The 18,546-nt window shown below is 71.8% G+C and carries 18 protein-coding genes; 9 read left to right on the forward strand and 9 right to left on the reverse strand.

From position 1 onward, the window contains the following. Window positions 1–17 precede the first annotated feature (17 nt). The 4 genes from BS73_RS12355 (at window position 18) to BS73_RS12370 (ending at window position 3,778) form a co-directional block, all read left to right on the forward strand. Window positions 18–815: an aminoglycoside N(3)-acetyltransferase gene (locus BS73_RS12355; RefSeq protein WP_037571753.1), complete on the forward strand. Its 798-nt coding sequence runs from the start codon at window positions 18–20 to the stop codon at window positions 813–815. 201 nt (window positions 816–1,016) lie between these two features. Next, entirely contained in the window at window positions 1,017–1,991 is a 975-nt protein-coding gene (locus tag BS73_RS12360; protein WP_051939851.1) for an ABC transporter ATP-binding protein, read from the forward strand. Window positions 1,992–2,038: 47 nt separating this feature from the next. Then, on the forward strand, window positions 2,039–2,758 hold the full coding sequence (locus BS73_RS12365) for an ABC transporter permease (protein WP_152617854.1): 720 nt from the start codon (window positions 2,039–2,041) through the stop codon (window positions 2,756–2,758). A 54-nt stretch (window positions 2,759–2,812) separates the two neighbouring features. Further along, complete coding sequence (locus tag BS73_RS12370) at window positions 2,813–3,778, forward strand: COX15/CtaA family protein (protein WP_235215391.1); 966 nt, start codon at window positions 2,813–2,815, stop codon at window positions 3,776–3,778. Window positions 3,779–3,965: 187 nt separating this feature from the next. Here the strand turns inward: BS73_RS12370 and BS73_RS12375 are convergent, their stop codons facing one another. Both BS73_RS12375 and BS73_RS12380 read right to left on the reverse strand, forming a co-directional pair. After that, window positions 3,966–4,295, reverse strand: a complete 330-nt coding sequence (locus BS73_RS12375; RefSeq protein WP_037579265.1) for a hypothetical protein — start codon at window positions 4,293–4,295, stop codon at window positions 3,966–3,968. A gap of 100 nt (window positions 4,296–4,395) precedes the next feature. Continuing rightward, complete coding sequence (locus tag BS73_RS12380) at window positions 4,396–5,343, reverse strand: heme o synthase (RefSeq protein WP_200886686.1); 948 nt, start codon at window positions 5,341–5,343, stop codon at window positions 4,396–4,398. 473 nt (window positions 5,344–5,816) lie between these two features. Here BS73_RS12380 and tkt point away from each other — a divergent pair, with 473 nt between their 5' ends. The 5 genes from tkt (at window position 5,817) to pgl (ending at window position 12,473) form a co-directional block, all read left to right on the forward strand. Continuing rightward, window positions 5,817–7,892, forward strand: coding sequence for a transketolase (tkt, locus tag BS73_RS12385; RefSeq protein WP_037571761.1), 2,076 nt, complete (start codon window positions 5,817–5,819; stop codon window positions 7,890–7,892). 84 nt (window positions 7,893–7,976) lie between these two features. Further along, a complete protein-coding gene (tal, locus tag BS73_RS12390; RefSeq protein ID WP_037571762.1) occupies window positions 7,977–9,098 on the forward strand; it encodes a transaldolase in 1,122 nt (373 codons plus the stop codon). After that, window positions 9,095–10,660: a glucose-6-phosphate dehydrogenase gene (gene zwf, locus BS73_RS12395; RefSeq protein ID WP_051939852.1), complete on the forward strand. Its 1,566-nt coding sequence runs from the start codon at window positions 9,095–9,097 to the stop codon at window positions 10,658–10,660. The genes tal and zwf overlap by 4 nt, the downstream gene beginning before the upstream one ends. Continuing rightward, entirely contained in the window at window positions 10,657–11,694 is a 1,038-nt protein-coding gene (opcA, locus tag BS73_RS12400) for a glucose-6-phosphate dehydrogenase assembly protein OpcA (protein WP_037571764.1), read from the forward strand. The genes zwf and opcA overlap by 4 nt, the downstream gene beginning before the upstream one ends. Before the next feature lie 38 nt (window positions 11,695–11,732). Beyond that, window positions 11,733–12,473, forward strand: coding sequence for a 6-phosphogluconolactonase (gene pgl / locus BS73_RS12405; RefSeq protein WP_235215651.1), 741 nt, complete (start codon window positions 11,733–11,735; stop codon window positions 12,471–12,473). 64 nt (window positions 12,474–12,537) lie between these two features. Here pgl and BS73_RS12410 read toward each other — a convergent pair whose 3' ends face one another. The 7 genes from BS73_RS12410 to gap form a co-directional block, all read right to left on the reverse strand. Beyond that, the gene (locus BS73_RS12410) at window positions 12,538–13,149 is read right to left on the reverse strand and encodes a TetR/AcrR family transcriptional regulator (RefSeq protein ID WP_037579272.1); all 612 of its coding nucleotides are present in this window, start codon (window positions 13,147–13,149) and stop codon (window positions 12,538–12,540) included. 99 nt (window positions 13,150–13,248) lie between these two features. After that, a complete protein-coding gene (locus tag BS73_RS38205; RefSeq protein WP_037571771.1) occupies window positions 13,249–13,845 on the reverse strand; it encodes a hypothetical protein in 597 nt (198 codons plus the stop codon). Between the two features lie 223 nt (window positions 13,846–14,068). Beyond that, on the reverse strand, window positions 14,069–14,404 hold the full coding sequence (locus tag BS73_RS12420; protein ID WP_084703992.1) for an RNA polymerase-binding protein RbpA: 336 nt from the start codon (window positions 14,402–14,404) through the stop codon (window positions 14,069–14,071). 308 nt (window positions 14,405–14,712) lie between these two features. Next, window positions 14,713–14,949 (reverse strand): preprotein translocase subunit SecG, encoded by a 237-nt coding sequence (secG, locus tag BS73_RS12425; protein ID WP_037571777.1) that lies wholly within the window; start codon window positions 14,947–14,949, stop codon window positions 14,713–14,715. 134 nt (window positions 14,950–15,083) lie between these two features. Next, on the reverse strand, window positions 15,084–15,869 hold the full coding sequence (gene tpiA, locus BS73_RS12430; RefSeq protein WP_037579273.1) for a triose-phosphate isomerase: 786 nt from the start codon (window positions 15,867–15,869) through the stop codon (window positions 15,084–15,086). A gap of 33 nt (window positions 15,870–15,902) precedes the next feature. After that, window positions 15,903–17,132, reverse strand: a complete 1,230-nt coding sequence (locus tag BS73_RS12435; protein WP_037571780.1) for a phosphoglycerate kinase — start codon at window positions 17,130–17,132, stop codon at window positions 15,903–15,905. Between the two features lie 106 nt (window positions 17,133–17,238). Then, complete coding sequence (gap, locus tag BS73_RS12440) at window positions 17,239–18,243, reverse strand: type I glyceraldehyde-3-phosphate dehydrogenase (RefSeq protein ID WP_037571782.1); 1,005 nt, start codon at window positions 18,241–18,243, stop codon at window positions 17,239–17,241. Between the last annotated feature and the right edge of the window lie 303 nt (window positions 18,244–18,546).

Genomic DNA, 18,546 nt, shown 5'->3' on the forward strand with positions numbered 1-18,546 from the left:
TCCGGAAGACTCGGTCCATGGCCGAGACCCCCCGCGAACCACTCTGCACCCGCGATTCGCTCGCCGAGGACCTCCGTGCGCTGGGCGTGCGCCCCGGAGGCGCGCTCCTCGTCCACTCCTCGCTCAGCTCCCTCGGCTGGGTCGTCGGCGGGGCGGTCACCGCGGTCGAGGCGCTGATGGCGGCGCTCGGCGCGGCGGGCACGCTGGTCGTCCCCACCCACACCTCCGACAACTCGGACCCCGGCGAATGGGGGAACCCGCCCGTCCCCGAGGAGTGGTGGCCAGTCATCCGCGCCCACATGCCCCCCTACGACCCGCGGATCACCCCCTCGCGAGGGATGGGCGCGATCGCGGAGACCGTCCGCACCTGGCCGGGCGCGCAGCGAAGCGCCCACCCGCAGACCTCCTTCTCGGCCCACGGCCCCCTGGCCGAGAAGATCACCGGCGGCCACGCGCTAGACTGCCGCCTCGGCGAGGACTCCCCCCTGGCCCGCCTGGAGGAGGCCGACGCCCAGGTCCTCCTCCTCGGCGCGGGCTACGACTCCTGCACCTGCTTCCACCTCGCCGAATACCGCCTCCCGCCGGACCGGCGCCGCACGGCCGAGTGCGCCTGCGCGGTCTCCGGCCCCGCCGGCCGCGCCTGGCGCACCTTCACCGACACCCGCGTCACCAGCGAGGACTTCGCCGAGCTGGGCGCCGGGTACGAAACCGCCCAGCCGGTCACCCGCGGCCGCGTCGGCGGCGCCGACTCCCGCCTGTTCCCCCTGCGGGATGCCGTCGCCTACGCCCAGGCCTGGCTCCGCGACCACCGCTGAGACCGCCCCGGGAGCGGCGCCCCAGGCGCGGATCAGGCGCGCGGGGCCTGCGCGCCCAGCCGACCACGGCGCCGCACCCGGCAACGGCCGGCAAGCCGCCCGGCGGGGCCCGGGGCGTCGGTCCCGGAGAACGGGCCGGGGCGGGGTCGGGGAGGAAGCCCGCCGCAGGCGCGGCCCCGGACGCTTCGTAGACTTCTGCGCATGCAATCCGAGTCGGACCGCCCCACCCCAGCGATCCCCGCACCACGCGGCGCCGCCGACCCCGCGGTGGAGATCCGCGGTCTGACCAAGCGCTACCGCGGCAAGACCGCCGTCGACGCCCTCGACCTGACGATCCGCCGAGGCGCCCTCACCGCCGTCCTGGGCCCCAACGGAGCCGGCAAGACCACCACCGTCGAGACCTGCGAGGGCTACCGACGCCCCGACGCCGGCATCGTCCGCGTCCTCGGCCTCGACCCCGTCGCCGACGCCCGCGCCCTCCGCCCCCGGATCGGCGTGATGCTGCAGTCCGGCGGCGTCTACTCCGGCGCCCGCGCGGCGGAGATGCTCCACCACATGGCGAAGCTCCACGCCCACCCGCTGGACGTCCCCGCCCTGATCGAGCGGCTCGGCCTGGAGTCCTGCGGCCGCACCGGCTACCGCCGCCTCTCCGGCGGCCAGCAGCAGCGGCTCTCGCTGGCGATGGCCGTGGTCGGCCGCCCGGAGCTGGTCTTCCTCGACGAGCCCACCGCCGGCCTCGACCCGCAGGCCCGCCGCGCCACCTGGGACCTGATCCGCGACCTCCGCCGGGACGGCGTGACCGTGGTCCTCACCACCCATCTGATGGACGAGGCCGAGCAGCTCGCCGACGAGGTCGCCATCGTCGACCACGGCAAGGTGATCGCCGTCGGCTCGCCCGAGCAGCTCTGCCGCGGCGGCGCCGAGAACACCCTGCGCTTCTCCGGCCGCCCCGGCCTGGACCTCGGCGGCCTCCTCAAGGCCCTCCCCGACGGCACCGCGGTGGCCGAGCTGAGCCCCGGGAGCTACCGCGTCGAAGGGACCGTGGACCCCCAGCTGCTGGCCACCGTCACCTCCTGGTGCGTCCAGGTCGGCGTGCTGCCGGACCAGCTCGCGGTCGAGCGCCGCACCCTCGAAGACGTCTTCCTGGAACTCACCGGACGGGACCTCCGCGCGTGACCACCACCGACTTCACCCCGGCCCCCGGGGCCGCCCCGACCGGCCGGATGCTCGCCGCCCAGACCCTCCTCGAGACCAGGATGCTGCTCAGGAACGGCGAGCAGCTGCTGCTGACCGTGGTCATCCCCACGGTCCTGCTGGTGCTGTTCTCCGCGGTGGACATCCTGCCGACGACCGGGCCGGGCCACCGGGTGGACTTCCTCGCCCCCGGGCTCCTCGCCCTCGCGGTGATGTCCACGGCCTTCACCGGGCAGGCCATCGGGACCGGTTTCGAGCGCCGCTACGGGGTCCTCAAGCGGCTCGGCGCCAGCCCCCTCCCCCGCTGGACGCTCCTCACCGCCAAGACCGGCTGCGTGCTGATCACCGAGATCCTGCAGTTCGCCCTCCTCTCGGTGATCGCCCTGGCCCTGGGGTGGCAGCCGCACGGCAACCCCGGCGCGGTGGTCCTCCTCCTGGTCCTGGGCACGGCCGCGTTCTCCGGGCTCGGCCTGCTGATGGCCGGCACCCTGCGGGCCGAGGCGACCCTGGCCGCCGCCAACCTGGTCTTCATCCTTCTCCTCCTGGCCGGCGGCGTGATCGTGCCGCTCAGCAAGTTCCCCTCGGCGGTCCGCCCGGTGCTGGACGCGCTGCCGGTCTCCGCCCTCTCCGACGGGCTCCGCGCCGTCCTCCAGCACGGTTCCGCGATGCCCTGGGGCGACCTGGGGATCCTCGCCGCCTGGGCGGTGGCCGGACTCGCCGCGGCGGCCCGGTTCTTCCGCTGGGAGTAGCCGCCGGCCACCCCGTACACAAGATCCGTAGGTCCGCGACCTAGAATCTGCCGGGTGCGTACCCCTTTCTCCTGGCTCGCCGCCCATTGGACCGCATCGGACCGTGTGGTCCGGTGGACCGCCTTCGCGGCGCTGGTGATGAGCATCGTCGTGGTGGTGACCGGCGGCGCCGTCCGGCTGAGCGGCTCCGGCCTCGGCTGCCCGACCTGGCCGACCTGCACGGGTGACCACCTGGCCAACACCCCGGCGATGGGCATCCACGGCGTCATCGAGTTCGGCAACCGGCTGCTGACCGACGTCCTCTGCGTGGTGGTCGGGCTGGCGATCATCGCCGCCCGCTGCGGCAGGCCGTGGCGGCGCAGCCTCACCAGGCTGGCCTGGGCCCAGTTCTGGATGATCGTCTTCGACGCGGTCTGGGGCGGCATCGTCGTCCTGGCGAAGCTCAACCCGTTCCTGGTGGCGGTGCACTTCCTGGCCTCGCTGGCGCTGATCGCGATCGCGCTGGTGCAGTGGCAGCGCAGCCTGGAGAGCGACGAGGCGCCGGTGCGGACGGTCGGCGTGCCGGTGGTGCAGATGACCCGGTTCCTGGTGCTGGTCACCGGCGCGCTCTGCGTCGCGGGCACGCTGGTCACCGGCTCGGGTCCGCACTCGGGCGACGGCACCGTGGTCAAGCGGATGCCGCTGGACTGGGAGAAGGTCACCCAGTTCCACGCGGACCTGGCCTTCGCGACGGTCGGTCTGGCGGTCGCGATGATCTTCGTTCTGATGGCGGTGGACGCCCCGTCGACCCCGCGGCTGCGGGCCAAGCAGTTCCTCGCGGTCCTGCTCTCCCAGGCGGTCGTCGGCTATGTGCAGTACTTCCTCCACCTGCCGGAACTGGTGGTGGGCATCCACCTCCTCGGCGCCGCGCTGGTCTGGCTGACCGCCCTCCGCCTCTACCTCTCCCTCCACACCCGCCCGGCACCGGGCGAGCTGGACCGCACCCCGGTCACCCCGCCCCGCGTGGCCGCCGAGGTCTAGCGGCCCCGCGCCGCAGCGCGAGCTGGGGGCGCGGGGAACTGCGCGGCCGACCACGAACGGCGCCGCACCCGGCAACGGCCATCGGGTTGCAACCCAGTCTCCGTTGCCGGGTGCGGCGCCGTTCGCGCGGGCCGCGCAGTTCCCCGCGCCCCCAGCTCGCGCCTGCGGCGCCGCGCCGAGGACACCGCTAACGCGTGCCCGCGGGCTGCCGCCCGCCCAGCTGGCTGCCGGCCATCCTGCGCCACTCGTACTCGCTGGTGCGGACCTTCGCGCCCAGCTCGCCCTCGAAGGACTCCTCCTCCTGCGCCCCCGACAGCTCGACCGCCCGCTTGGCGGTGGCGTAGTCCGGCGCCACCTGGTCGCCCCAGGAGCCGTCCCCCGCGACCAGCGCGATCCGGGTGCCGATCGCGCCCACGTACTCCACCACGGCCTGGACCTCGCCGTGCTCACGGGCGAAAGCCCGGATGTGGCCGGCGATGCGCTCCGCCCGCCGCTCGTTGCCCTCGTTCTCGCTCATGCCGGGCATGCTACCCACCGGTAGCCCCAAGCACGAGACCGCCCCGGCACTCCCTCTGCGGAGGAGGACCGGGGCGGGCCGACGAGACGGCTCAGCGCACTCAGCGCAGGAACGGGTCGATCGCTATCACCACGAACAGCAGGGTGATGTAGGTGATGGACCAGTGGAACAGCCGCATCTCCTTGAGCTTGGGGCCGACGACGCCGGCCTTCGCCCTGCTGTGCAGCTGATGGGCCTCCTTCAGCCACATCGCCCCGAAGACCGCGGCCGCGATCGGGTACAGCAGACTGGTGTGGGCGGCCGGCCAGAGCAGCAGCGAGACCAGCACCATCACCCAGCTGTAGATGACGATCTGACGGGCCACCACCAGGTTCCCGGCCACCACCGGCAGCATCGGCACCCCGGCGTTGGCGTAGTCGTCCTGCACCTTCATGGAGAGCGGCCAGTAGTGCGGCGGCGTCCAGAAGAACATCACCAGGAAGAGCACCACCGGCGCCCAGGAGAGCGAGTTCGTCACCGCCGACCAGCCGATGAAGACCGGCATGCAGCCGGCGATCCCGCCCCAGACGATGTTCTGCGGGGTCCGGCGCTTCAGCCCCAGCGTGTAGACGAAGACGTAGAACAGCAGCGCGGCCAGCGACAGCGCCGCGGACAGCGCGTTGACCAGCACCGCGAACCACACCGTGGAGAAGACGCCCAGCGAGATGCCGAAGACCAGGCACTCCCGCGGCGAGACCATCCCGGTGACCAGCGGCCGGTTCTCGGTCCTGTGCATCAGCGCGTCGATGTCGCGGTCGATGTACATGTTGAGGGCGTTGGCGCCGCCCGCCGAGAGGTAGCCGCCGACGACGACCTCGAGGACCAGCAGCAGGTTCGGGATCCCGCGCTGCGCCAGGAACATCACCGGGACGGTGGTGATCAGCAGCAGCTCGATGATGCGTGGCTTGGTCAGTGCGACGAAGGCCCCGACACGGGCCGGAAACGGCCGGTGTCGCGGGGTCGCCTCGACCACCCCAGCGGGGCGGGATTCGACGGCGGTCACGAACACCCCAGGTAGTTGAAATAGATCCGCGTACCGAGGGAGCCGGTGATGACCAGGCCCCCTGCGCGTACCACGCCACTTTAGACGTTGCACGGGTACGCCCCGTGCGCGGGGTCCCCGTGTCGGGCCGCGCCTGAGGCCGCGGCCGGAGAGCGTGGGCCCCTCGGTCGTACCCCCGGTCTCCCGCGTTCAGCAGGCGCGCGCGGCGTACTTCGGACAGGGTTGGATCGAGGCCGTGCCCAGCCGGGGGCGGCCGACCGTGAGTCGCGACCGGCGACGCGGGGAATGCGCCGAGGTGGTGGTCCGTTCCTCTGCCCGGACGATGTGTCAGCGGGCGGTAGGCTCACTGGCGCAGGGCCCCTCCGGCCCGGTTGTAGGCCGGAGGGCGGGTCAACGTTCCGTGTGACCAGCGTCCGCCAGCGTCGACGGGGTCCGGTACACGGGGTCGAAAGACGATATGGAAGGAGCCCTGATCCAGGGTGAGCACGACGCCGACCAACGCGTTCGAGTGGACCGAGCTGGACCAGAAAGCCGTCGACACGGCACGGGTTCTGGCCGCGGACGCGGTGCAGAAGGTCGGGAACGGGCATCCGGGTACGGCCATGAGCCTGGCCCCCGCCGCGTACCTGATCTTCCAGCGCTTCCTCAACCACGACCCCTCCGACCCCGACTGGACCGGGCGCGACCGCTTCGTGCTGTCCCCCGGGCACACCTCGCTGACCCTCTACCTCCAGCTCTTCCTCTCCGGCTACGGCCTGACCATGGATGACCTGGAGCGCTTCCGGACCTGGGGCTCGCTGACGCCGGGCCACCCGGAGCACGGGCACACCGCCGGTGTGGAGACCACCACGGGACCGCTCGGCCAGGGCATCGCCAACGCCGTCGGCTTCGCGATGGCCCAGCGCTACGAGCGCGGGCTGTTCGACCCGGAGGCTCCCGAGGGGGCCTCCCCGTTCGACCACACCATCTGGGCCATCGTCTCCGACGGCGACCTGGAGGAGGGCATCTCCTCCGAGGCCTCCTCGCTGGCCGGGCACCAGAAGCTGGGCAACCTGATCGCGGTCTACGACGACAACCACATCTCGATCGAGGGCGACACCGAGACCGCCTTCTCCGAGGACGTGCTGAAGCGCTACGAGGCGTACGGCTGGCACGTGCAGCGGATCGAGCCGCACCAGAACGGCGACATCGACGTCGAGGCGCTGAACAAGGCGCTGACCGCGGCCAAGGCCGAGACCGGGCGGCCGTCCATCATCGCCATGCGCACCATCATCGGCTGGCCGGCCCCGAACAAGCAGAACACCGAGTCCGCGCACGGCTCCGCGCTCGGCGCCGACGAGGTGGCCGCCACCAAGCAGGTGCTGGGCTTCGACCCGGAGCAGTCCTTCGTCATCGCCCCGGAGGTGCTGGAGCACGCCCGCAAGGTCGCCGACCGCGGCCGTGAGGCGCACGCCGCCTGGGACAAGCAGCTCTCCGAGTGGCGCTCCGCCAACCCGGAGCGGGCCGAGGACTTCGACCGGATCCGCGCCGGCGAGCTGCCGGACGGCTGGGAGAAGGCCATCCCGGTCTTCGAGACCGGTGCCTCGCTGGCCACCCGCGCCGCCTCCGGCAAGGTGCTGCAGGCGCTCGGCCCGGTGATCCCGGAGCTGTGGGGCGGCTCCGCCGACCTGGCCGGCTCCAACAACACCACCATCGACAAGAACTCCTCGTTCCTGCCGAAGGGCAACTCGCTGCCGGGCGCCTCGCCCTACGGCCGCACGGTGCACTGGGGCATCCGCGAGCACGCCATGGGCTCGACCATGAACGGCATCGCGCTGCACGGCAACACCCGCATCTACGGCGGCACCTTCCTGGTGTTCTCCGACTACATGCGCCCGGCCGTCCGGCTGGCCGCGCTGATGAAGCTGCCGGTCACCTACGTGTGGACGCACGACTCGATCGGCGTCGGCGAGGACGGCCCGACCCACCAGCCGGTGGAGCACGTGGCCGCGCTGCGCGCCATCCCGGGCCTGAACATGGTCCGCCCGGCGGACGCCAACGAGACCGCCATCGCCTGGCGCGAGGTGCTCAAGCGGCACTCCTCCAACCCGGCCCCGCACGGCCTGGCGCTTACCCGTCAGGGCCTGCCGACGTACCCTGCGAACGAGGGCACGGCCAAGGGCGGCTATGTCCACACGGAGGCCGAGGGCGGCCAGCCGCAGGTGATCCTGATCGGCACCGGCTCCGAGCTCCAGCTCGCCGTCGAGGCGCGCGATGCCCTCCAGGCGGAGGGCATCCCGACCCGCGTGGTCTCGATGCCGTGCGTGGAGTGGTTCGACGAGCAGGACCGCGCCTACCGGGACAGCGTCCTGCCGCCGACCGTGAAGGCCCGGGTGGCGGTCGAGGCCGCGATCGGCCTGACCTGGCACCGCTTCGTCGGTGACAGCGGCCGGATCGTGTCCCTGGAGCACTACGGCGCCTCCGCGGCCGCCGCGAAGCTCTTCGAGGAGTTCGGGTTCACCGCGGCGCATGTGGCCGCCGCGGCCCGCGAGTCCCTCGCCGACGTCAACAGCTGACGCCCCGCCAACAGACGTGCACCGCCGGGCCGCCGACCCCACAAGGCGCGACGGCCCGGCTCCCGAGAAGGAGATGAACGAAGAATGACCGACGCTCTGAAGAAGCTGAGCGACGAGGGCGTGGCGATCTGGCTCGACGACCTCAGCCGCAAGCGTCTGGAGTCCGGCAACCTGGCCGAGCTGATCCGCGAGAAGCACGTGGTCGGTGTCACCACCAACCCGACCATCTTCCAGAAGGCGATCGGCTCCGGTGACGGCTACGACCAGCAGGTGAAGGAGCTGGCCGCGCGGCGGGTCACCGCCGAGGAGGCGGTCCGCATGATCACCACCGCGGACGTCCGCGCCGCCGCCGACGTGCTCCGCCCGGTGTACGACGCCACCGACGGCCGGGACGGCCGGGTGTCCATCGAGGTGGACCCGCGGCTGGCGCACAACACCACGGCCACCGTCGCCGAGGCCAAGCAGCTGGCCTGGCTGGTCGACCGGCCGAACACCCTGATCAAGATCCCGGCCACCAAGGCGGGCCTGCCGGCGATCGCCGAGGTCCTCGGCGAGGGCATCAGCGTCAACGTCACGCTGATCTTCTCGCTGGAGCGCTACCGCGACGTGATGGAGGCCTTCCTCACCGGCCTGGAGACGGCCAAGTCCAAGGGCATCGACCTGGCCGGCATCGAGTCGGTCGCCTCGTTCTTCGTGTCCCGGGTGGACACCGAGGTCGACAAGCGCCTGACCAAGCTCGGCTCCTCGGACGCCGAGGCCGCCAAGCGCCGGGCCGCGGTGGCCAACGCCCGCCTGGCCTACGCCGAGTACGAGAAGGTCTTCTCCTCGGACCGGTGGAAGAAGCTGGCCGAGGCCGGCGCCAAGCCGCAGCGCCCGCTGTGGGCCTCGACCGGCGTCAAGGACCCGGAGATGGACGACACCACCTACGTGGTCGAGTTGGTCGCCCCCGGCACCGTCAACACCATGCCGGAGGCCACCCTCAACGCGGTGGCCGACCACGGTGTGATCTCCGGCAACGCCGTCGAGGGCTCCTACGAGAAGGCCCAGGCCGAGATCGACGAGCTGGCCAAGCTCGGCGTCTCCTACGACGACGTGGTCCGCGTCCTCGAGGAGGAGGGCGTGGAGAAGTTCGAGGCCTCCTGGAACGAGCTGCTGGAGACCGTGGAGGACCAGCTCAAGAAGCTGGCGCCGGAGGGGGCCAAGTGACCGACCCCGAAGCCGTAGCCGAGGCCGCCGCCCGCGGCCCGGCGCCGGCGAACCCGCTGCGGGATCCGGCCGACCGGCGGCTGCCCAGGATCGCCGGCCCCTCCGGCCTGGTGATCTTCGGCGTCACCGGCGACCTGTCCCGCAAGAAGCTGATGCCGGCGGTCTACGACCTGGCGAACCGGGGGCTGCTGCCCCCGGGCTTCTCGCTGATCGGCTTCGCCCGCCGGGACTGGGAGAACGAGGACTTCGCCCAGGTCGTCCACGACGCCGTCAAGGAGCACGCCCGCACGCCCTTCCGCGAGGAGGTCTGGCAGCAGCTCTCCAAGGGGATGCGCTTCATCCAGGGCGAGTTCGACGACGACGAGGCCTTCGACAAGCTCCGCTCCACCATCGAGGAGCTGGACAAGGAGCAGGGCACCGGCGGGAACTTCGCCTTCTACCTCTCCGTCCCGCCGAAGTTCTTCCCCAAGGTCGTCGAGCAGCTCAAGGCGCACGGTCTGACCGACCCGCCGAAGGGCTCCTGGCGCCGGGCCGTGATCGAGAAGCCGTTCGGCCACGACCTCAAGTCGGCCCAGGAGCTGAACGAGGTCGTCCACTCGGCCTTCCCCAAGGACGAGGTCTTCCGGATCGACCACTACCTGGGCAAGGAGACGGTCCAGAACATCCTGGCGCTGCGCTTCGCCAACCAGATGTTCGAGCCGATCTGGAACCGGTCGTTCGTCGACCACGTGCAGATCACCATGGCCGAGGACATCGGCATCGGCGGCCGGGCCGGCTACTACGACGGCATCGGCGCGGCCCGCGACGTCATCCAGAACCACCTGCTCCAGCTACTGGCGCTGACCGCGATGGAGGAGCCCGCCTCCTTCCACCCCAAGGCGCTGGTGGCGGAGAAGCTGAAGGTGCTCACGGCCATCGAGATCCCGGACGACCTGGGCAAGTCGACCGTGCGCGGCCAGTACACCCACGGCTGGCAGGGCGGCGAGGAGGTTCCGGGCTATCTGGAGGAGGAGGGCATCGACCCCCACTCCAGCACGGACACCTACGCGGCCATCAAGCTGCAGATCAACAACCGCCGCTGGGCGGGGGTGCCGTTCTACCTCCGTACCGGCAAGCGGCTGGGACGCCGGGTCACCGAGATCGCGGTGGTCTTCGAGCGCGCCCCGTACCTGCCGTTCGACTCCAACGCCACCGAGGAGCTCGGGCAGAACGCCCTGGTCATCCGCGTCCAGCCGGACGAGGGGATGACCGTGCGGTTCGGCTCCAAGGTGCCCGGCACCTCGATGGAGGTCCGGGACGTGACGATGGACTTCGCCTACGGCGAGTCCTTCACCGAGTCGAGCCCCGAGGCCTACGAGCGGCTGATCCTGGACGTGCTGCTGGGCGACGCCAACCTCTTCCCCCGCTACCAGGAGGTCGAGGAGTCCTGGCGGATCCTGGACCCGATCGAGTCGTACTGGGACAGCCACGGCAAGCCCGCCCAGTACCTCTCCGGGACCTGGGGTCCGCCCGAGGCGGACGAGATGCTCGCACGAGACGGACGGAGCTGGCGCCGGCCATGAAGATCGATCTCACGGACACCACCTCCAGCAAGATCAACGCCTCGCTGGTCAACGGACGCCGGGCGATCGGCACCCCGACCGTCGGCATGGTGCTCACCCTCGTCATCGTCACCGACGAGGGCGGCGCCTACGACGCCCTCAAGGCGGCGGGCAACGCCTCCCGCGAGCACCCCTCGCGGATCCTGGCGGTCATCCGCCGCCCCGGCCGCTCGCCGCGGGCCAGGGCCGAGGCCCGGCTGGACGCCGAGGTCCGCCTCGGCTCCGACGCCGGCACCGGCGAGACCGTCGTCCTCCGGCTGCACGGCGAGCTCGCCGACCACGCCCAGTCGGTGGTGCTGCCGCTGCTGCTGCCGGACGCCCCGGTCGTCGTCTGGTGGCCGGAGAACGCTCCGGCCAACCCGGCCAAGGACCCCCTGGGCGCCCTGGCCCAGCGCCGGATCACCGATGCGGCGACCGCCGAGGACCCGGCGGACCAGCTGACCCGGCTGGCCGACGCGTACGCCCCCGGCGACACCGACCTGGCCTGGACCCGGATCACCCCGTGGCGCTCGATGCTCGCCGCGGCCCTGGACCAGCGCCCGGGCACCAAGGTCACCGGGGCGGTGGTGGAGGGCGAGTCCTACAACCCCTCCGCCGAGCTGCTCGCCCTCTGGCTGGCCTCCCGGCTCGACATCCCGGTCGAGCGGGTGGTCTCGGAGGGTCCCGGCCTGACCGACGTCAAGCTCCGCACCCCGGACGGGGAGATCGGGCTCGACCGCGGCGACGGGCTGCTGGCCCGGCTCGCGATGCCCGGCCAGCCGGACCGGCAGGTCGCGCTGAAGCGCCGGGACACCTCGGAGCTGATCACCGAGGAGCTGCGCCGCCTCGACCCGGACGACATCTACGCCGCGGCGGTCCGCTACGGCGTGCACAAGTTGCACAAGGTGTCGCCCACCGAGGAGCACGTCGACCCGGTGACCCCGCCCGAGAAGGCCCCCGCGGCCAAGCCGGCCAAGAAGGCGGCCTCCCCGCGGGCGAAGGGCAGCGCCAAGTGACGACGCCGCAGCTCGTCGTCCACCGCGACAAGGAGCTGATGGCCGAGGCCGCCGCGGCCCGGCTGATCACCCGGATCGTGGACGCCCAGTCCGCCCGCGGCACCGCCTCGGTGGTGCTGACGGGCGGGCGGAACGGCAACGCTCTGCTCGCCGCGATCGGCGCCTCCCCGGCGCGGGACGCGATCGACTGGTCGCGTCTCGACCTGTGGTGGGGCGACGAGCGATACCTCCCGCAGGGCCACCCGGACCGCAACGCCACCCAGGCCGGCGAGGAGCTGCTGGACCGGGTGCCGGTGGATCCGGCGCGGGTGCACGAGATGCCGTCCTCGGACGGCGCCGACGGCGAGAACGTGGAGGCCGCGGCGGCGCGGTACGCGGCGGAGCTGGCCAGGGCGGCGCGCCCGGACGACCACGCGGGGGTGCCGTCCTTCGACGTGTGCCTCCTCGGGGTCGGCCCGGACACCCATGTCGCCTCCCTCTTCCCGGAGCATCCGGGGGTACGGGAGACCGAGCGCACGGTGGTCGGGGTGCGCGGGGCTCCCAAGCCCCCGCCGGTCCGGGTCTCGCTGACCCTGCCGGCGATCCGGGCCGCCAAGGAGGTCTGGCTCCTCGCCGCCGGCGAGGACAAGGCCGAGGCGGTCGCCCTCGCGCTCTCCGGCCCCGGTGAGATCCAGGCGCCCGCCTCCGGGGCCACGGGCCGCGCCCGGACCCTCTGGCTCCTGGACCGCGCGGCAGCCGCCAAGCTGCCGTCGGACCTCTACCCCCCGGCGTCGGCGTAGGCAGCCCCACGCCCCTTGCGCCCCCTGGCGTGCCGCGCCCCCGGCGCGCGGTCAGGGGGCGCGCCTACGCCTCCCGCGGGGTCAGGCCCTCCAGGACCATCGTCAGGTAGCGGGAGGCCAGCTCGTCGGCGGTCAGGCGGCCGCCCGGGCGGTACCAGGAGGCCGCCACCCACACCGTGTCGCGCAGGAACCGGTAGGCCAGCCGCACGTCGAGGTCCGCCCGGAAGGCCCCGGTCGCGACCCCCCGCCGCAGCGTCTCCAGCCACGCCGACTCGAAGCGCTCCTGGGACTCGTTCAGGTACTTGAAGCGCGGCTCGCTCGCCAGCCCCCGCTCCCGCTGGTAGATGGCCACCGCGTGGCCGTGCCGGTCGATCTGCCGGACGGACTCCCGGACCAGCTCCTCCACCGTCTCCCGCGGCCCGAGACCGGCGTCCAGGACGGCCTGGTACGCCTCCCAGAGCTCGGTCAGGAAGCCGGACAGTATCTCGTCGACCATCGACTCCTTGGAGTCGAAGTGGTAGTACAGGCTGCCCGCGAGCATCCCGGCGGCGTCCGCGATCTCCCGCACGGTGGTGGCGTGGTAACCCTGCCGGGCGAAGACCTCGGCGGCCGTGGCCAGGATCTCCTCCCGCCGCCCGGCGGGCGCGGTCCTGCTGGACGTTCTCTTGGTCGGCACCAGGCCATTCTGGCGTATCGCCGGGAGCGGCACGGGAGCGGTGCCCCGCCACGGGCACCGCTCCCGACCGGGACGCACCGAGCCGCGCCCGGCCGCCCGTCAGACCTTCGGCACACCGCCGACCGAGGCCACCGTCGCGGTCAGCAGCGCGACCGTGTCGGTGGCGAGCTTGGTCAGCGCCGCCGCGATCTTGGTCAGGTCTCCCGAGGTCAGCGCGGTACCCAGGGCCTTGGCGTCGGCGGCGACCTTCGCCGCGGCGTCCTTGAGGCTGCCGGCGGCGGGCAGCGCGGGCGCTCCCGGCACGGACGGCGGGCTGACCGGCAGCGGCACCGGCAGATCCCGGTGGCCGGCCGTCGCGGCGGTGGCCACCGGCACCTTGGCGGCCTTGACGGGCGCGCCGACCTTGGCCACCGCGTCGGTGACCGCCTTGACGGCCGCGGTGACCGCGCCGGCGCTGGGCTTGGGGGCGCCCGACTTGGCCATGGCGGCCAGCTTCCCGACGGCGCTCAGCACGTCGCCGGTCTGACCGGCGGTGGCGAGGACGCTGGAGGGGTCGGGAGCCGCGAGACGGGTGGCGGTGGGGTGGTGACCGGCGGGCGGGGCCGCCAGAGCGGAGGAGGCTGCGATCGTGCCCGAGGCGACTACTCCGGTGAGGGCGACCCCGGTGACGGCCGCGACGATCCGCTTGTTGCGCATGAGTGGTGAACCTTTGCAGTGAGAGGGCTACTTCGGCCACGAACCACACTCGCCCCGGTCAACACACTGTGCAACAGAACTACTCCATAGGGTGACATCCCGTCAGCGACGAAAAGCCGGTGCCCGGGGACCTTGGTGAGGGGAAGCCCCGGCGACACCGGCCGTCGCGAAGAGACGGGTTGAAGGCCCGTCAGCTTCTGTGCCCTGCTTTTCCGAACACCGCTCAGATCTCGCCGCGGAGCTTGGCCAGCGCCTCGGCGAGGATCGCCTCCCCGTCGGCGTCGCTGCGCCGCTCGCGGACGTAGGCGAGATGGGTCTTGTAAGGCTCGGTGCGCGGCGGCGCCGGCGGGTTGTCCTCGTCCTGCCCGGCCGGGAAGCCGCAGCGCGGGCAGTCCCAGGTCTCCGGGATCTGCGCGTCGGAGGCGAAGCTCGGGCGCGTCTCGTGTCCGTTGGCGCACCAGAAGGAGACCCGGAGGCGGGGGGCGGATTCGCCGCGTTCGGCCTCCCCCATCGGACCGGCCCCGACCCTGCTGCCACGGATGGCGTTGCCACTTGCCACGGTCTGACTCCCTGCGTGATGGTGCATTGCGATCGTCACCGGGGAGCTTGCGTGTGCTGTGGGTTTCCCCCCGGCGTCCCGTCGCCCCCTTCCCGCACGCGGGCCCCCCATGGGCTCCCGCCTGAGGTGGGGGCGCCCATCGGAGGAGACGGAGTCGTCCCAGTGTACGGATGGCATAAAAGACCGCCAGTCCTGCCGCCCGCACACGGAACCGCCCTCATGATAGGCGTGCGGGCGACGCCCCGTCAGTTCCCCTGTGACGCAAGGGAATTGAGTCGCCGAACGGGGAACTCGTGAGCGCCCGGCGATCAGCCGTTCGACTTCAGCAGAAGCCCCAGCACCACGACGCAGGCGAACCAGAGGACGCCCAGCACGATGGTGATGCGGTCCAGGTTCCGCTCGGCCACCGAGGAACCGCCCACCGAGGAGGCCATACCGCCGCCGAACATGTCGGAGAGGCCGCCGCCCTTGCCCTTGTGCAGCAGGACGAGCATCGCCATAAGGACGCTGAGGACGATCAACGCGATCGAGAAGCCGAGGATCACGGCGGGACCAACTCTCTCGTTCCGGATTGCGAGGACCCGGGATCACTGCCGGGCCGGGGTTTGCGTTCGCGCCCACGATAAGCGCTGGAGGGGCCGGGCCGCACCGACCCCGCCCCTCCTTCCACAACGACCGGTCAGCCTACCTGCTGATCCCGGTAGCGCACGATCTTCACGAACTCCTCGGGGTCCAGCGAGGCCCCGCCCACCAGCGCCCCGTCCACGTCCGGCTGGGCCATGATGGAGGCCACGTTCCCGGACTTCACCGAGCCGCCGTAGAGCACCCGGACCCGGTCCGCGGTCTGCGGGCTGTACAGCTCGGCCAGCCGGCGGCGGATCGCCCCGCAGACCTCCTGGGCGTCCTCCGGGGTGGCCACCTCACCGGTGCCGATCGCCCAGACCGGCTCGTAGGCGATGACCAGGGACTCCACCTGCTCGGCCGGGACGCCCGCCAGGGCGCCGTCCACCTGGGCCAGGGTGAAGGCGACATGTCCGCCGGACTTCCGGATCTCCAGGCCCTCGCCGACGCAGAGCAGCGGCACGATGCCGTTCCGGTAGGCGGCCTTGACCTTCTCGTTGCAGGTGGTCTCGTTCTCGCCGTGGTACTGCCGCCGCTCGGAGTGGCCGACCAGCGCGTACGCGCACTTGAACTTGGAGAGCATCGGCCCGGAGATCTCGCCGGTGTAGGCGCCGGAGTCGTGCGCGGACACGTCCTGCGCGCCGTACCTGATCTTCAGGCGGTCGCCGTCCACCAGCGTCTGCACCGAGCGAAGGTCGGTGAACGGGGGCAGAACCGCGACCTCGACCTGCTCGAAGTCCTTGTCGTGCAGCGCGAAGGCGAGCTTCTGTACGTGGGCGATGGCCTCGAGGTGGTTGAGGTTCATCTTCCAGTTGCCCGCCATCAGCGGGGTGCGCGCGGTCACGTGGTTTTCGCTGCTGTCGCTCATAAAGCTCTTTCAGTCCTCCAGTGCGGCAAGGCCCGGGAGGGTCTTGCCCTCCAGGTACTCCAGGCTGGCGCCGCCGCCGGTCGAGATGTGCCCGAACTTCTTCTCGTCGAAGCCCAGGGTGCGGACGGCCGCGGCGGAGTCGCCGCCGCCGACCACGGTGAAACCGGGGCAGGCGGTCAGGGCCTCGGCCACCGCCTTGGTGCCCGCGGCGAACTGCGGGTGCTCGAAGACGCCCATCGGCCCGTTCCAGAAGACGGTCGCCGCGTCCGAGATCTTCGAGGCGAAGAGCCGCTGCGACTCCGGGCCGATGTCCAGGCCCTCCCGGTCCGCCGGGATGGCGTCCGCGGCGACGGTGGCGTAGTCCGCGACCGGGGCCTTGGTCTTCAGGTCCGGGAAGTTCGCGGAGATCGCGACGTCGACGGGGAGGACGAACTCCACGCCGAGCTCCTCGGCCCGCTTCAGATAGCCCTGGACGACCGGGATCTGGTCCTTCTCCAGCAGCGACTTGCCGACCTCGCAGCCCTTGGCGGCGAGGAAGGTGTAGGCCATGCCGCCGCCGATGACCAGCCGGTCGGCCTTGCCCAGCAGGTGGTCGATGACGCCCAGCTTGTCCGAGACCTTGGCCCCGCCGAGGACGACCACGTACGGCCGGTCCGGGCTCTCGGTCAGCCGCTTGAGGACCGAGACCTCGGTCTGGATCAGGTCGCCGGCCCCGTGCGGCAGCCGCTTCGGCAGGTCGAAGACGGAGGCGTGCTTGCGGTGCACCGCGCCGAAGCCGTCACCCACGTACAGGTCGGCGAGCTCGGCCAGCTGGTCCGCGAAGGCCCCGCGCTCGGCGTCGTCCTTGCTCGTCTCGCCCGGGTTGAAGCGGAGGTTCTCGAGCAGCACGACCTGGCCGTCGCGGGCCTCGCCCACCGCCGCGCGGGCGCTGCTGCCGACGGTGTCCCCGGCGAACACCACGTCGCGGCCGAGGATCTCGCCCAGCCGGGCGGCCACCGGGCCGAGGGAGAACTTCGGGTCGGGCGCGCCCTTGGGACGGCCGAGGTGCGAGGCGACCACCACGCGGGCGCCGGCCTCCGCGAGCTTGGCGATGGTCGGGGCGACGGCGCGGATCCGGCCGTCGTCGGTGATCACCGTCCCGTCCTCGGTGGCGGCCATCGGGACGTTGAGGTCGGCGCGGACGAAGACCCGCTTGCCGGACACACCGGGGTCGGCGAGGAGCTCTTCGATCGTCTTCATCGGACTCTCCAGATCGGATGTGGGTACTGCCACGCGCGGGAGAGGGACAGGACCCGCGGGTCCTGTCCCTCTCGCAGGTTCAGCTCAGAAGCTGTCGGACAGCCTGTCAGAGGCTCGCACCGACCAGCTTGGTGAGGTCCACCAGGCGGTTGGAGTAGCCCCACTCGTTGTCGTACCAGCCGAGCACCTTGACCTGGTTGCCCTGAACCATCGTCAGCGCGGAGTCGAAGATGCAGGAGTGCGGGTCGTTCACGATGTCCCGGGAGACGATCGGGTCCTCGGTGTAGTGGAGGTAGCCCTTGAGGTTGGTCTCGGAGGCCTTCTTGAAGGCGGCGTTGACCTCCTCCTTGGTGACCTCGCGGGACAGCTCGACGACCAGGTCCGTGATGGAGCCGGTCGGCACCGGGACGCGCAGCGAGGTGCCGTCCAGCTTGCCCTTCAGCTGCGGCAGCACCAGGGCGGTGGCCTTGGCGGCGCCGGTGCTGGTCGGGATGATGCTCAGGGCCGCGGCCCGGGCGCGCCGCAGGTCCTTGTGCGGGAAGTCCAGGGTGACCTGGTCGTTGGTGTACGCGTGGACCGTGGTCATCAGGCCCTTGACGATGCCGAAGGCCTCCTCCAGCACCTTCGCCATCGGCGCCACGCAGTTGGTGGTGCAGGACGCGTTGGACACGACCGTGTGGTTGGCGGGGTCGTACGTGTCGTCGTTGACGCCCATCACGAAGGTGGCGTCCTCGTTCTTGGCCGGAGCCGAGATGAGGACCTTCTTCGCGCCGGCCTCGACGTGCTTCTTCGCGCTGTTCGCGTCGGTGAAGTGGCCGGTGGACTCGATCACGATGTCCGCGCCCAGGTCCTTCCAGGGAAGGTTGGCCGGGTCGCGCTCGGCCATGACCTTGAAGGTCTTGCCGTCGACGGTGATGGAGTCCTCGGTGTGGGACACCTCGGAGTGGAGGGTGCCCAGGGTCGAGTCGTACTTGAGCAGGTGCGCCAGGGTCTTGGTGTCGGTCAGGTCGTTGACACCCACGATCTCGATGTCAGCGCCCTGGGCCAGAGCCGCCCGGAAGTAGTTGCGGCCAATGCGGCCGAACCCGTTGATGCCTACCCGGATCGTCACGAACCGATCTCCTCGCTGATAGCCGGCGCCGGGCGCCGGCGAGCTGGATTGGGAAGTCCCCGACCACTGGAGACCCTACCTCGGCAGTGTGCCCCCGGGCACATTGACTCCGCCGGGCGAGCCATGCTTACCGCGCCGTAGGCGCGCATAAGGGGCGCGGGGAACCGCGCGGCCAGCCTGCTACGGCGCAGCGCCCGGGAACGGCGACCGGGTTGCAACTCAATCTCCGTTGCCGGGTGCGGCATCGTTGCCTGCTGGGCGCGCGGTTCCCCGCGCCCCTTGTGCGCGCCTGGCGGCGCGGAA

The organism is Phaeacidiphilus oryzae TH49 (assembly GCF_000744815.1).
In the GTDB taxonomy this organism is placed as follows: domain Bacteria; phylum Actinomycetota; class Actinomycetes; order Streptomycetales; family Streptomycetaceae; genus Phaeacidiphilus; species Phaeacidiphilus oryzae.